This is a genomic window from Alteromonas sp. MMG017 (assembly GCF_018100795.1).
Lineage (GTDB): Bacteria > Pseudomonadota > Gammaproteobacteria > Enterobacterales > Alteromonadaceae > Alteromonas.
Genome location: NZ_JAGJDY010000002.1, coordinates 380365 through 394313, shown reverse-complemented (window position 1 = coordinate 394313; position 13949 = coordinate 380365). Strand labels below are relative to the sequence as shown.

Genomic DNA, 13949 nt, shown 5'->3' with positions numbered 1-13949 from the left:
GTCGAGCATTTCAAATTTATGTCGTCCGTCAGCAGTAATAGGCCGATGAATCCCGTTCGACTTTATTCTGTCACAAAAAGGCAGAGAAGCATGCAAAACCGCCCACCAACTTGCCTATATAAATTCAAAAACTCGTCTAACTATTTTTTTTTGGATCCGATACGGAAATTTTGATCAAACATGTCATGTTTGTCTCAAAGACAAGTATTTCGTTGCTTCGTTGGGTACTACCGACTATGACACCGCGAGATGGCTTGCTCTTTACATCAAGTGTAATTTGATAAAAGACAAGGATATAAACATGGATAAAGTTGAACCAAATAATCAAAAGTAAGCGCAGATAACCTGTAAAAAGGCACCTACAGTTTCGTGGGTCCCCCAAATTGGCGAGCTCACACCTTTACCTTAAGAACTCCATGTGAAAACCATAGAAAGCATTAATTGAGCAACTTTAAACATCACCAACGGTTAAATGTAATGACTTCGAGAACCACCAGGACACTTTAAGAGTTTTTTACAATCATTTGAATAATCTCTAAAAATCTACTTTGCATTTTCGTTGGATGCCAATTTTTACGCATAGTTAAGCCTATCTCTCTATCTGTATCAGGTAAAGTCATAGGGCAAACGACAAGCAAGCCAGCGCGGACTTCCACTTCTACTTGTCGGGCGGGTAACAAAGCTGCGCGTTCGCTGTTAAGCAAAATGCCACGCACCGCTACTAAAGAGCTACATTCAATCACATGGGATGGCGGCGCTAAGCCTCTGCTCACAAAAATCTGGCTGAATACATGACGTGCTGGTGTGCTTTTAGCTGGCGCTACCCAATCGAACTGTTGTAATTCGGTTGCTGTGATGGATTGGCGCGTTACCAGCGGATGATTAGCTTTCACTACTATACTGAGTTGATCCTTAAACAACTGGCGCTGCATGGTATCTGGACTGGGGGAGCGTAGGGCACCCACTATTAAATCTAGTTGCCCATGTAACAAGCTATTAAATTGCTCGCCGTAGGGGCCATCTACAATAGATATACTCGCTTCGGGGAACTCATCATTAAGCTGTAAAACCGCTAAGGGAACAATCTCTGATCTAGCCAAAGGCAAACTACCTATGCGCAATGAACCGTTTACTTGACCATTAAACTCATGCATTTCGTCGATGCCTTGCTGTAATTCTGCAAAAAACAAACTGGCGTAACGCCGCAGTTGTTTGGCGCGCCAAGTGGGTTCTACGCCAGTTGGAGAGCGTTGCAATAAAGCTTGTTCACAAAACTGTTCAAGGTCTTTGATGGTGCGGTGCAAAGTAGGTTGCGACAAACCTAAGTATTGAGCGGCGGCGGTATAACTTTGTAATTCTACAACGTGGAGCAATGCTGTCAGTTGCCGACTAGTGATTGCGCGTATAAAAGTTTGGCGTTTCGCTTTGTCGTTGGCAAATAAAATGCTGACAAATTCGTGTAAGTGTTCAAAGGCACGCTCTATACGCAACAAAAATAGCTCACCGACTTCAGTAGGTTGCATACCTGCATGGGAGCGATTAAAAAGTGTATGACCAAGCCCAGATTCTAACTTATTAATACCTTGGGTGAGAGCAGATTGAGTCAAATGGATTTGACTGGCAGCCTCACTCAAAGTGCCAAATTCCTTTATCTTTAGGGCGCAAAGTAAATGCCGTGTATTGATGTGCATATAAAGATACTTAACAACTTTTAACAGAGTAATCATTTCATTATAGAAAAAATTAATGGCCTAAGACAGCTTTCTAAAGTTATTTGTGCGTAGGCTTGGGCCATACTCATTATCGTTAAATGACTTTTCTAGGTGAATTTATGGCAATTTGTGTAACTGATATTCCTCGTCCAGACAACACAGTGGTGGCTAAGTATCAAGGTGCTGAAGTCGCTACAGTGCACGAGGCGCAAGGGCGAAAAGGCCTCTTGTCTGAATATATGCGACCTATTTATAAACCAGCTAAAATTGCCGGCCCAGCAATCACCTGCGAAGTCGCACCTGGTGATAACTGGATGATCCATGTTGCGGTTGAACAATGTCAACCAGGTGATGTACTAGTAGTTAAACCAACCAGCCCTAGTGTTGATGGTTTTTTTGGCGATTTATTAGCGACCTCCCTTAAAGCGCGTGGGGTACTCGGTTTGATCATAGAAGGAGGAGTGCGTGACACTGCCACCCTTACAGAGATGAATTTCCCTGTCTGGTCAAAAGCTATTTTCTCCCAAGGTTGTGTTAAAGAAACCATTGCCAATGTCAACGTACCTATGACTTGCGCTGGGGCTTATATCCGTCCTGGCGACATGATTGTTGCCGATGAAGATGGCGTGGTTGTGGTGCAACGGGAAGAAGCAGAGAGTGTCATGTCGAAAGTAGAGCAACGCATTGCCAATGAAGAGTCGAAACGACTGCGATTTGAAAAGGGGGAGTTAGGCCTAGATATCTATAACATGCGTGAACGTCTTGCTGCCAAAGGTTTGGTATACGTTAAGTTCGATGAGCAATAGTGATGCATGTAAACCATGACCGACAAGTTGTCCCCTGTTACATCATGCGTGGTGGCACGTCTAAGGGCTTGTATTTTCTTGCCTCAGACTTGCCTGCTGAGCCTGCTTTACGTGACCCACTATTACTGAGTCTAATGGGCTCACCAGATGATCGCCAAATTGATGGTTTGGGAGGCGGTCATCCTCTTACCAGCAAAGTGGCTATTGTGAGTAAATCAACTCGCGCCGATGCAGATGTGGATTATTTGTTTCTTCAAGTGATGGTGGATAAAGCTCAGGTCAGTGACGCGCAAAATTGCGGGAATATTCTTGCCGGAGTCGGTCCTTTTGCCATAGAGCAAGGTTTAGTGGCAGCTAAAGACAACTATACCGATGTGCGTATTCATATGCTCAATACCGGTTCTAATGCAGTGACACGAGTACAAACCCCACAAGGTAAAGTGACCTATACCGGCGAAGCTAAAATAGACGGCGTTCCCGGTGCTAGTGCACCAATATTAATCGACTTTTTGGATATTGCAGGTTCTAGTTGTGGCAGCTTGTTCCCGAGTGGTAATAGCCAAGACCTGATAAATGATATTGCTGTGACTTGTATCGATAATGGCATGCCAGTGGTATTGCTCAAGGCCGGCGATTTTGGTTTGTTAGGGCATGAATCGCCCGCTGAATTAGAGTCCGATCAAAGCCTCAAAGAAAAAATTGAAGCTATCCGTTTACAAGCGGGGAAGTTAATGAATTTAGGTGATGTCAGTAAAAAAACCGTTCCCAAAATGACTCTAATTTCTAAACCTTTACATGGTGGTTTACTGAATACTCGAAGCTTTATTCCCCACAGGGTACATGATGCTATAGGTGTCTTAGGATCGGTCAGTGTCGCTACTGCCTGTGTGCTGAAGGGCACTGTTGTCCACGATTTATTACAACAAAACTTTGCCGATGGCAGCGTAGAAATAGTAGTCGAACATCCTACTGGTCAATTTAATGTAGAAATGGAAGTGAGCGGCAGTGCCAACATCAATCACTTTACAATTCATCGCGCCGCTTTATTACGTACCGCCCGGTTGTTGATGCGTGGCGAAGCCATGGTGAATTAGCAAGCCATGGCGAATTAGTTAGCCATCGCAAATTAGCAAGCCCTGGCTGCTAATTATTAATGTTATTTCGGAGAAACAAACCAGTCCCCGAATCAAAAGGAATATAATATGATCATTGATTGCCACGGCCATTACACAACAGCGCCAGAGCCGTTACAGCTTTTTCGTGAAGCTCAAATTAAGGCGTTTAAAGCAGGTAAAGCATTACCTGAAGTACCGTTTATTAGCGATGACCAAATCCGTGAGAGCATAGAAAAGAATCAAATTAAACTGCTTGATGAACGCGGTTTAGACATGACAATCTTTTCGCCGAGAGCGTCTGCTATGGCTCATCATATTGGTGACGAAGCTGTATCTAAGCAATGGACCAGTGCTTGTAATGATTTAATTGCACGAGTTGTTGATTTGTACCCTGAACGCTTTATTGGTGTTTGCCAATTGCCACAATCGGTAGGTGTACCCATTAAAAACTCAATCGAAGAATTAGAACGTTGCGTGACTGAAAAAGGTTTCGTCGGTTGTAATTTGAACCCAGATCCATCTGGTGGGCATTGGAATTCGGCACCATTAACAGACCCTAGTTGGTATCCGTTTTACGAAAAAATGGTTGAGTTAGATGTGCCAGCAATGATCCATGTATCAGGTTCATGTAATGCTAATTTTCATGCTACAGGTGCTCATTACATGAATGCCGATACCACAGCATTTATGCAGTTCTTGGAAGGAAATTTATTCAAAGATTTCCCAGAATTACGTTTTATTATTCCTCATGGTGGTGGCGCTGTACCATACCATTGGGGCCGTTATCGTGGCTTAGCGGATATGCTTAAACAGCCACCTTTGCGAGAACATGTAATGAATAACGTGTATTTTGATACCTGTGTTTATCATCAGCCGGGTATCGATTTGCTGTTTAAAGTTATCGACCTTAAAAATATATTGTTTGGTTCAGAAATGATAGGTGCCGTACGTGGCATAGATCCAGAAACGGGTCACTATTTTGATGATACCAAACGTTATGTAGACGGTTTAAATCTGACTGAAGCACAACGTACACAAATATATTCAGGTAATGCCCGTCGAGTGTATCCGGGGTTAGATAAAAAATTAAAGGGGATGGGATTGTGAGTGAATTTGTAATGGATGCCAATTGGCTGCACTGGCATCAATCACCGTCAAAACCTAGTTTTCAGGTACCCGCAGGTGCAGTTGACGCTCATTGTCATGTATTTGGTCCAGGTAGTGAATTTGGTTTTGCTCCTGAGCGTAAGTACACCCCATGTGATGCATCAAAGCAGCAACTTTGGGACCTACGACAATACTTAGGGTTTAGCCGCAATGTAATAGTACAGGCGACATGCCATGGGGCTGATAATAGTGCTTTGGTTGATGCCTTAGAAGCCTCAAATGGTTTGGCCCGCGGCGTAGCGACTATAAAAGAAGATATTACAGAAGCTGAGCTTGATAAATTGCACGCAGCTGGTGTGCGAGGTGTACGCTTTAATTTCGTAAAACGTTTAGTTGATGCATTGCCTTTTGATTCCTTAAAGCGAATTGCCGATCGAATTGTTAGCCGAGATTGGCACATAGTGATCTACTTTGAAAGTCAAGATTTACCTGAGCTATATGACTTCTTTACGAGTTTGCCTACCACCTTAGTCGTTGATCATATGGGGCGTCCAGATGTGAGTAAACCTGTAGATGGTGAAGACTTCGCATTATTCCTAAAATTTATGCAAGAAAATGAGAATGTATGGTCAAAGGTCAGTTGTCCTGAACGCATCTCTATTGTAGGTCCTGACAACAATTATCTAGACGTTGTGCCTTTTGCTCGTAAAGTGGTTGAACACTTCCCCGACCGTGTTTTATGGGGGACTGACTGGCCTCATCCAAATATGAAAAGTCACATGCCAGATGACGGTAAATTAGTGGACATGATCCCACTTTTTGCGCCCACTGCTGAGTTACAGCAAAAGCTATTAATCGATAATCCAATGCGTTTGTATTGGTCGAAATAAGGAACACAGATGGCTATTGATAAACCTTATAAAAATGTGCCGGGTACCACCATATTTGATGCCGATATGGCACGTTTAGGGTTTCATTTAAACCAGTTTTGTATGTCATTAATGAAAGCGCCTAATCGCGAAAAATTCAAGCAGAATGAAAAAGCCTATCTCGATGAATGGCCAATGAGTGAAGCACAAAAAGAAGCGGTCATGGCGCGAGATTATAATCAAATGATGAGCCATGGAGGCAATATCTATTTTCTGGCAAAAATATTTTCAAGTGACGGTATTAGTTTTCAAGCTGCAGCATCAACGATGACTGGTATGACGCAAGAAGAATATGCGCAAATGATGTTGTCAGGTGGACGAGTTCCCGATAGCAGCAACACACTACAGAAGGATAGTTAACAATGGCTAAAATTAAAGCAGGTGTGGCGACATCTCATGTACCAGCTATTGGGGCCGCTATCGATAATGGTTTGACACAAAATGACTATTGGAAACCTCTTTTTGATGGTTATGAATACGCTAAAGAATGGATAAAACTACAAAAACCTGATGTGGTTTTACTTGTTTATAACGACCATGCTACCGCCTTCGATTCTAATTTGGTACCGACTTTCGCTATAGCAACGGGCGAAGAATTTAAACCTGCCGATGAAGGCTGGGGGCCGCGTCCAGTACCTAATGTTCAGGGTCACCCTGAATTTGCTTCCCACATTGCGCAGTCGGTAATCCAAGATGATTTTGATTTAACAGTGGTGAATACCTTAGATGTTGATCATGGATTAACTGTGCCATTGTCACTCATGTTTGGACAGCCAGAAAACTGGCCTTGTAAAGTCATTCCCATTGCTGTGAATGTGGTGCTTTACCCTACACCATCAGGTCAACGTTGCTACAACCTAGGTAAAGCATTGCGTAAAGCGGTAGAAAGTTTCGATGAAAACCTAAATGTACAAATTTGGGGGACGGGCGGGATGAGCCACCAATTACAAGGCCCCCGAGCTGGTTTAATTAATAAAGAATTTGATAATGCATTTTTAGATGACATTGTGAATAACCCTGAAAGTCTAGCTTTAAAACCCCATCTTGATTACATCAATTTGGCGGGTTCTGAAGGCATAGAGTTAATCATGTGGCTTATTATGCGTGGTGCTTTGAATGACAATGTTGACGTAAAACAGCGCTTTTATCATGTACCCGCCTCAAACACGGCTGTTGGCCACCTGGTGTTAGAAAACAAATAGATTTGGAGAGTTAACATGAAAGTAATAGTAGTAGGCCCAGGTGCCTTTGGTATAAAACATTTAAACGGTATAAAAAATATCGACGGTGTTGAAGTCGTCGCCTTAGTAGGCCGCACACCAGACAAGACTCAAAAAGTCGCTGATGAATACGGTATTGCACAAACTTTTACCAGCTTAGAAGAGGCATTGAAAGTAGAAGCTGATGCAGTCATTCTATGTACGCCTACCCAGCAACATGCTGAGCAATCTATTCTTTGTATGCAAGCGGGCAAACATGTACAAGTTGAAATCCCCTTGGCTGATAGCTGGGCTGACTCTCAAGCGGTAGTCAAAACCCAACAAGAAACCGGCTTAACGTGCATGGTAGGTCATACTCGTCGTTTTAATCCTTCCCATCAGTGGGTTAATCAAAAAATTACCGCTGGTGAACTCAATATCCAACAAATGGATGTGCAAACTTATTTTTTCCGTCGTAAAAATATCAATGCCAAAGGGGAAGCCCGTTCTTGGACAGATCATTTGTTATGGCACCATGCCGCTCATACCGTGGATTTATTTGCATATCAGGCTGGCAGCAAAATTGTTAAAGCCAATGCAGTACAAGGGCCAATTCATCCTGAGTTAGGCATAGCGCTGGATATGTCGATTCAGTTGCAAGCTGAAAATGGGGCGATTTGTACTTTGTCATTATCATTTAATAACGATGGTCCGCTGGGCACCTTTTTCCGCTATATCTGTGACAACGGTACCTACATTGCCCGTTACGATGATTTAGAGGATGGTAAAGGCACTGTCATAGATGTATCAAAAGTGGATGTATCTATGGACGGTATTGAATTGCAAGATCGTGAGTTTTTTAGTGCAATTAAAGAAGGCCGTGAGCCTAATTCAAGCGTTGGTCAAGTATTGGCTTGTTATAAGGTGTTGCACGATTTAGAACAGCAGCTTAACAGTTAACAAACAGGAATCTAACCATGTCACTGCGCAGTATTGCCGACAAAAAACTCAAACCAATTGGCTTGGGCTGCATGAATTTGAGCCATGCCTATGGTACGCCTCCTTCTGAAAAAGAGGCAATTCAATTTTTACATCAAGCAATTGATTTAGGCGTGGATCACTTTGACACTGCTGCCCTTTATGGATTTGGCAACAACGAAAAGCTACTTGGGAAAGCATTAAAATCCCATAGGAACAAATTCTTTTTGGCCAGTAAGTGTGGCATGACAGGTGTGGATGGCAAACGCGTGATTGATGGTCGCCCTGCCACAATAAGAGCGACTATTGAACAGTCCTTAAGAAATCTGCAAGCCGATGTGATTGACCTTTATTATTTACATCGCTGGGACAAAAATGTACCTATTGAAGACAGCGTGGGGGAGTTAGCACTGCTGGTGACAGAAGGTAAGATCAAGGCCATTGGTTTATCTGAAGTCTCTGCTGTCACTTTACGTAAAGCCCATCAAGTGCATCCTATTGCTGCTTTACAAACCGAATATTCCTTGTGGACACGTAACCCCGAGATTGCGGTACTAAATACCTGCCAAGCGCTAGATGTTGCCTTCGTGGCATTTTCTCCCTTGGGTCGAGGGTTTTTAAGTGGCCAAGTGCAAGATTCAAACGCTTTGGTGCAAGGTGATATCCGTAAAGGTATGCCGCGCTTTCAGCCGGAACAAGCCAAACTTAACCAAGAGTTATTAAGCCACATTTCAGACATGAGTTTAACGTTGAATTGCTCTATGGCGCAGCTGAGTTTGGCCTGGTTATTACATCAAGGTAACCACGTTATTCCAATCCCAGGAACGACCCAACTATCTCATCTTTCCGAAAACATGGCGGCTAGTAAGATTTGTTTATCCGAGAAGCAGTTGGCCTTATTAGATAACGTCTTTGATTATAAAAAAATCAATGGACCACGTTATCCCGCAGCAACTCAAGTGGAAATTGATACTGAAGAGTTTTGATGGACCACTAGCCGCGGAATTGGTACGCCCACTTAGTGGGATACTAATTATCTTGGCCGGCTTTACCTCTTTTATCACTGCTGCTGTAACTTAAATAGGTGTTTATACTCTCTTGTAACTTGTAACTTGTAACTTGTAACGTGCCGATGCCTAACTGGCTATTCTGAACCCATGATCAGTTGAAAACGCTTTGATGACCAAAGTAAACAAGTCTAGTAACTGTTTAAATCGGTCCTTTTCATTACTATCTGCATTAATAGAATGCTGATTGATTATATGAGCAATTCAGTAGGGCAACATGTGCGAACCTTTAATCTCTCAGCATTGCCAATCGTCAGAGGCAACTAACCACGTTTTTATAGCAAAAGTGCATCATCTATTGGGGCTGTAAATAAAGTTACTTTCTTTACATTTTAAAGTGAGGCTTCGATGTACTTTCAACACTGGAATCTAGCCTAGGAAGGATGCTAGTCGATATTTTTTCCGCCGTCTTCTAGTAGGCCTCGCAACCAAAGTAAGCCAGGGTCCATATCTCTGACTTTATGCCATTGCATACCTTCAATGATTTCAGGAAAGTGCTCCCAAGTCTGGTGAAGTTTGATGGGGTATAATTTAGCATAGTGCAGGGCATAACGACGATGCATAGTAGCCAAACGTTTGGTTCCCACTATTCCTTGGCAGAGTGCGCCAAATTCCGGCAACTGCACCTCAACCCGTCTTTTCCTGCCTTTTTGATCTACATGTTTGTCTGCAATAGAGGCCCTGTGCTCAAGTCCAAAGGTAGCAACGGCGTGTCCACAAGCAAAAAAAGTATCTTCATCAATTTTATCGAAGCCCGCTTTTTGACAACTAATAATGACCTCTTCGTCCCGCCACAGTTCAGTAAATGTGTGTCCCTGTAAGGCGAACTTATCGACGGTTACTAAAAGATCTATTTCAGCACGTTCGAAACGTTCATTTACTTGTTCGTTAGGTGGCATGATTTCAAAGGTGACAAAGGGAGCGAGCGTTGAGGCCTTGGCTATAACCTTGGCGAGTAAAATTGTATAGGCGTAATCAGAAGCTGAAATCACAAAATGTCGCGATGTGGTGGTTGGATCAAAACTGCCAGCCCGGGTAATTTCACCTCTTATCTGAAACAGTGCTCTGCGAACAGGGCTAGCTAGTGCTTCGGCCTTAGGAGTAAGAAACATGCGGCGCCCGCTTTGTTCTAATAGTTCATCGTTGAAATATTCCCGTAAGCGTTTTAGGGCTCCGGTGACAGCAGGTTGACTTAAATGTATACGTCGAGCTGCCGCTGATACATTTCGTTCTTCTATTAATGCTTCAAGAGCAACTAGGAGGTTTAAATCCAATCCGTCAAATCGCATGGGTAAATCTAACTCATCAAGTTATGTGTGACAAATCTATCAGCCCCACTTATAGCTTACAAGGTTAATTGTGATTGGACGCTGATAGGTTTTAGAGGGAGAGTAGAGTGTCCGCCCATTAGGCGGTTTGTGTACTTAGTTAAAAACGGTGATGCACCAAGATTTTGCTGTTTGTGGACTGAGGGTATTGACCATTGTTAGGCAAATTTAATGTCCTCTAGTTGAGTTAAATACCACACTTTGTTTTTATTTCTGAAAAGTGAAATAGGTACAACAAATATGAGTCGTGTGTATGTTGGATATTGCACATAAATTTGTCGTTAAAAAATATTGTTTTATTAGGTTTCGTTTATGAGTGCTGATTGCTGTACAGGTAAAAATTTAATTTCGGTAAGTAAAAAAGGGCAACATTTAGTGGTGGATATTCATTGCCACCTTAATGTGAAAGCGGCAGATCAAATTGTGCAATCTAAATACCCTGGGCCACCACCAGGTATCCACGAATTTTCTAGTGACAAGTCTAACGAGGTCAATAAGGCCCAATTTTGCACCATAGGCGCAACCCTAAACAATATCGATTTACGTATTGCAGATATGGATAGACTGGGTGTTGATGTTCAAGTGATATCGCCCAATCCCGGCCAGTATTTTTATTATACTGACGATGAAACTGGTCTGGCTGCTTCACAAGCAGTGAATAATGGTATTGCTGAAGCGGTCGCTTCTAATCCAGAAAGATTTGTGGGTATGGGTACAGTCCCAATGCAAAACATTGCCATGGCGATCTCAGAAATGAGACGCTGCGCCCAAGAATTGGATCTGCGTGGTATTGAGATAAGCACCAATGTAAACGGCAAAGATTTACATCATGAAGAGTTGCAGCCTTTTTTTGCTGCAGCTGAAGAACTTGGCATCTTATTGTTTATACATCCACTGGGTTTTACCCAAGCACACCGCATGAAAGAGTATTATTTTAACAATCTAATTGGTAATCCATTGGAGTCCACACTTGCCGTAGGCCATTTAATTTTTGGCGGAGTGTTAGATCGTTATCCAGAATTAAAAATCTGTGTTGCACATGGTGGTGGTTATGTTCCTGGGTATTGGGGGCGTATGGATCACGGTTGGCGTGCCCGTCCTGATTGCAGTGAGCATTGTAAGCACTTGCCTTCAAGTTATCTGCGCAAACTATGGTTCGACACCCTAGTATTTGACAAAGAGCAGCTAGATTCTCTAGTGCGCAGCCACGGTTCTGATCGTTTATGTCTTGGTAGTGATTATCCATTTGATATGGCTGAACCCAACCCAGTGGAATTTCATGATCAGCTAGCTGAAAACGATAAAGCCAAGATACTTGGTTTGAACGCAGCAGATCTATTGGGATTAGCACCGAAAGTTTGATTACACCTAAATATATCGCGAACGTATAGTTTTTTGACCTATAAGTATTACGAATACCTAAGTGAGTAATTTGTCATTGGACGCTGATAGGTTGGAGCTTTATATTATTGCCAATGCTGAATTGGGCAGACATTAAAGGGGAGTGTTGTCACCCCTTTACTGACTCAAGCAGAATATCAAATTCAAAAAGGAGTACTCTTACATGCGTATTAAAAGCCTTCACAATGTGAAGTTTAAGGTACCTGATTTAGTGCAAACCGAAGCGTTTGCTCAGGACTTCGGTTTGCTTACCGTAGAATGTAATGATCAACACTTGATTATGCGAACCGGCGGTGGAGACGCTTTTGCTTATGTCGCTGAAAAAGCCGATAAAGCGAGTTTTGTAGGCTTGGCGTTTGAAGTAGACAGTAAAGATGATCTTGAAAGCGCTATTAGCGAGCACGGTGCCAGTCCCATTCAAGCACTAAGCACACCAGGCGGCGGTATCGGAGTGACATTAACCGATCCTAACGGTTTCAAAATTGATCTGGTTTATGGCATTGAGCGAGTGGCTGCAGAGCCAGCTTATGACCAGCTTGTTATGAATGCACCGGGACAATATACCCGTGAAGAACGTTTTGAACCAAAACGACCTATGGCTCCAGCAAAACTTTTTCGCTTAGGTCATGTAGGTTTATTTATTCCGAGTTTTGGCCAAAGTTTGCCTTGGTATAAAGATGTGTTGGGTTTGATCCCTAGTGATGTGTACCACATTCCTGGACAACCCCAGGCACAGATTGTGGGTTTTTGTCGTCTTGACCGCGGTGAAGAGCTGGTGGATCACCATGTTATTGCCCTTATGCAAAGTCAAACCGGTGAAGCGGCTTGTCACCATATTAGTTTTGAAGCGCAAGACTTTGAAGCCCAGTTTATGACCCATCGTTATTTAGAATCTAAAGAATACGAATTGGTTTGGGGCGTTGGCCGTCACCCCCATGGTAGTCATATTTTTGATGTATGGCGCGACCCAGATCGCAATCGTTTTGAAACTTTTTCTGACACCGATCGCTTAAAAGCTAGTGATGGTTCACGGGTGCATAATATTGCTGAAGTGGAAATGGATGTGTGGAGTTCTGAGCCACCTGATCGCTATTTTGAATAATCGCCATTTCACTACACAAATATCAGAATAGAGGTATAAATAATGAGTAAATTTATGATGGGCGACGTAAAGCCCGCAGTAGAGCCAGAAAATATCAACCCAGTAACGGGCTTAGTCGAAGGAACCTTTGGTATTGGTACTTACCAAGTAGAAGGCGAAGCCGCTTTCCCAGGTTTAGTTTTGCCAAATGGTGATGTGTTAGATGTATCTGACCGTTATGTAGACACCCATGCCATCTTTGACGATTGGGACAATGCCCTAGTTTGGTTGAAAGAAGTAGCGGCGAAACAAGATCGTCCAGCAAAATCGTTTACAGAATTGAACATTTTACCTGTCTTAGCCCATCCCAACTTCATTTGCGCAGCGTCTAACTACCGTCAACATGTTGCAGAAATGATGACTTTCAACAAATTCAATCAGGACAAGCGTTTACCGGGTGAAGACGATGAAGCTTTCTTTAAACGTAACTACGCTGAAGTAGACCGTCGTGGCCGCGAAGGTACCCCTTTCTTTTTTACCGGTTTACATTCTTCTTTATGTGGAGCGAATGAAGACGTTCCCTTGCCTTTAATCGGTCAACAACCTGATTGGGAATTAGAGCTTGGATTTATCCTTGGTAAAGGTGAGCGTTATGTAAAACCAGAAAATGCCGAAGATATGATCGCTGCATACGTAATGGTTAACGATATAGGTACGGTTGATGAATTTAAACGTGCCGATATCAAATTTAACTTTGATTGGGTCAGTAAATTCCAGCCTAACTTCAAGCCATTTGGTCCTTTTGCAGTGCCAAAAGAATTTGTCGATCGCAACAAAATGCAAATTAGATTAAATGTTAATGGTGAGAAGCGTCAAGATTGGCCTGCAGAAGATATGATCTTCGGTCCAAGTCAAGTGCTTTCCCATGCATCCGAGCGTCTTCGGTTATTACCTGGTGATCTGTTCATTATGGGCTCGCCTCCAGGTAATGCTGCAAATTTTGGCGGAGCATGGCTTAAAGAAGGCGATGTAATGGAAGCTGAAATTACTTACCTTGGCCGTCAACGTAATAATATTGTCAAAGAGGAAACCGAAGGTAAATCGGTCACTTATGGTGCGTTCAAAACCGAATGGTAACTAAGCGCTAACGCTCTATTTGATAAGTGTGAGCGATGGTGTTTGAGATATAGTAGGTTCAGAAGCGATCGCTCACCGTTTAGCTATTT

General features: G+C 42.9%; 13 protein-coding genes. 11 read left to right on the top strand and 2 right to left on the bottom strand.

The window, feature by feature from the left end; all coding sequences use genetic code 11:
• Positions 1–503: 503 nt before the first annotated feature.
• A complete protein-coding gene (locus tag J8L84_RS04135; RefSeq protein WP_211069582.1) occupies positions 504–1691 on the bottom strand; it encodes a LysR family transcriptional regulator in 1188 nt (395 codons plus the stop codon).
• 140 nt (positions 1692–1831) lie between these two features.
• On the opposite strand from J8L84_RS04135, the gene J8L84_RS04130 reads away from it, so the two are divergent.
• The 8 genes from J8L84_RS04130 (at position 1832) to J8L84_RS04095 (ending at position 8832) form a co-directional block, all read left to right on the top strand.
• On the top strand, positions 1832–2518 hold the full coding sequence (locus J8L84_RS04130) for a 4-carboxy-4-hydroxy-2-oxoadipate aldolase/oxaloacetate decarboxylase (protein WP_211069581.1): 687 nt from the start codon (positions 1832–1834) through the stop codon (positions 2516–2518).
• A 2-nt stretch (positions 2519–2520) separates the two neighbouring features.
• Positions 2521–3612, top strand: a complete 1092-nt coding sequence (locus tag J8L84_RS04125; RefSeq protein ID WP_211069580.1) for a 4-oxalomesaconate tautomerase — start codon at positions 2521–2523, stop codon at positions 3610–3612.
• Positions 3613–3720: 108 nt separating this feature from the next.
• Positions 3721–4740, top strand: a complete 1020-nt coding sequence (locus tag J8L84_RS04120) for an amidohydrolase family protein (RefSeq protein WP_211069579.1) — start codon at positions 3721–3723, stop codon at positions 4738–4740.
• Complete coding sequence (locus J8L84_RS04115; RefSeq protein WP_348771804.1) at positions 4737–5630, top strand: amidohydrolase family protein; 894 nt, start codon at positions 4737–4739, stop codon at positions 5628–5630. Before J8L84_RS04120 ends, J8L84_RS04115 begins: the two co-directional genes overlap by 4 nt.
• Positions 5631–5639: 9 nt before the next feature.
• Positions 5640–6029, top strand: a complete 390-nt coding sequence (ligA, locus tag J8L84_RS04110; RefSeq protein WP_211069578.1) for a protocatechuate 4,5-dioxygenase subunit alpha — start codon at positions 5640–5642, stop codon at positions 6027–6029.
• A gap of 2 nt (positions 6030–6031) precedes the next feature.
• Positions 6032–6871 carry a class III extradiol dioxygenase subunit beta gene (locus J8L84_RS04105; protein ID WP_211069577.1) on the top strand — a complete coding sequence of 280 codons (840 nt, stop codon included), beginning with the start codon at positions 6032–6034 and terminating at the stop codon, positions 6869–6871.
• 15 nt (positions 6872–6886) lie between these two features.
• Positions 6887–7828, top strand: a complete 942-nt coding sequence (locus tag J8L84_RS04100; protein WP_211069576.1) for a Gfo/Idh/MocA family oxidoreductase — start codon at positions 6887–6889, stop codon at positions 7826–7828.
• Between the two features lie 17 nt (positions 7829–7845).
• A complete protein-coding gene (locus tag J8L84_RS04095) occupies positions 7846–8832 on the top strand; it encodes an aldo/keto reductase (RefSeq protein WP_211069575.1) in 987 nt (328 codons plus the stop codon).
• A 467-nt stretch (positions 8833–9299) separates the two neighbouring features.
• Here the strand turns inward: J8L84_RS04095 and J8L84_RS04090 are convergent, their stop codons facing one another.
• Complete coding sequence (locus J8L84_RS04090; RefSeq protein WP_211069574.1) at positions 9300–10202, bottom strand: LysR family transcriptional regulator; 903 nt, start codon at positions 10200–10202, stop codon at positions 9300–9302.
• A gap of 351 nt (positions 10203–10553) precedes the next feature.
• Here J8L84_RS04090 and J8L84_RS04085 point away from each other — a divergent pair, with 351 nt between their 5' ends.
• The 3 genes from J8L84_RS04085 to J8L84_RS04075 all read left to right on the top strand — a co-directional run bounded on the left by J8L84_RS04085 (position 10554) and on the right by J8L84_RS04075 (position 13860).
• Positions 10554–11603: an amidohydrolase family protein gene (locus tag J8L84_RS04085; protein WP_211069573.1), complete on the top strand. Its 1050-nt coding sequence runs from the start codon at positions 10554–10556 to the stop codon at positions 11601–11603.
• Between the two features lie 202 nt (positions 11604–11805).
• Positions 11806–12744 (top strand): VOC family protein, encoded by a 939-nt coding sequence (locus J8L84_RS04080; protein WP_211069572.1) that lies wholly within the window; start codon positions 11806–11808, stop codon positions 12742–12744.
• A gap of 42 nt (positions 12745–12786) precedes the next feature.
• Complete coding sequence (locus J8L84_RS04075) at positions 12787–13860, top strand: fumarylacetoacetate hydrolase family protein (protein ID WP_211069571.1); 1074 nt, start codon at positions 12787–12789, stop codon at positions 13858–13860.
• Positions 13861–13949 lie beyond the last annotated feature (89 nt).

Bases quoted from the DNA above. Each gene is read 5' to 3' on its own strand.
- J8L84_RS04080 (WP_211069572.1), top strand. From the start codon at position 11,806: ATGCGTATTAAAAGCCTTCACAATGTGAAGTTTAAGGTACCTGATTTA.
- J8L84_RS04075 (WP_211069571.1), top strand. From the start codon at position 12,787: ATGAGTAAATTTATGATGGGCGACGTAAAGCCCGCAGTAGAGCCAGAA.
- J8L84_RS04085 (WP_211069573.1), top strand. From the start codon at position 10,554: ATGAGTGCTGATTGCTGTACAGGTAAAAATTTAATTTCGGTAAGTAAA.
- J8L84_RS04095 (WP_211069575.1), top strand. From the start codon at position 7,846: ATGTCACTGCGCAGTATTGCCGACAAAAAACTCAAACCAATTGGCTTG.
- J8L84_RS04130 (WP_211069581.1), top strand. From the start codon at position 1,832: ATGGCAATTTGTGTAACTGATATTCCTCGTCCAGACAACACAGTGGTG.
- J8L84_RS04120 (WP_211069579.1), top strand. From the start codon at position 3,721: ATGATCATTGATTGCCACGGCCATTACACAACAGCGCCAGAGCCGTTA.
- ligA (WP_211069578.1), top strand. From the start codon at position 5,640: ATGGCTATTGATAAACCTTATAAAAATGTGCCGGGTACCACCATATTT.
- J8L84_RS04135 (WP_211069582.1), bottom strand. From the start codon at position 1,691: ATGCACATCAATACACGGCATTTACTTTGCGCCCTAAAGATAAAGGAA.
- J8L84_RS04090 (WP_211069574.1), bottom strand. From the start codon at position 10,202: ATGCGATTTGACGGATTGGATTTAAACCTCCTAGTTGCTCTTGAAGCA.
- J8L84_RS04105 (WP_211069577.1), top strand. From the start codon at position 6,032: ATGGCTAAAATTAAAGCAGGTGTGGCGACATCTCATGTACCAGCTATT.
- J8L84_RS04125 (WP_211069580.1), top strand. From the start codon at position 2,521: ATGCATGTAAACCATGACCGACAAGTTGTCCCCTGTTACATCATGCGT.
- J8L84_RS04100 (WP_211069576.1), top strand. From the start codon at position 6,887: ATGAAAGTAATAGTAGTAGGCCCAGGTGCCTTTGGTATAAAACATTTA.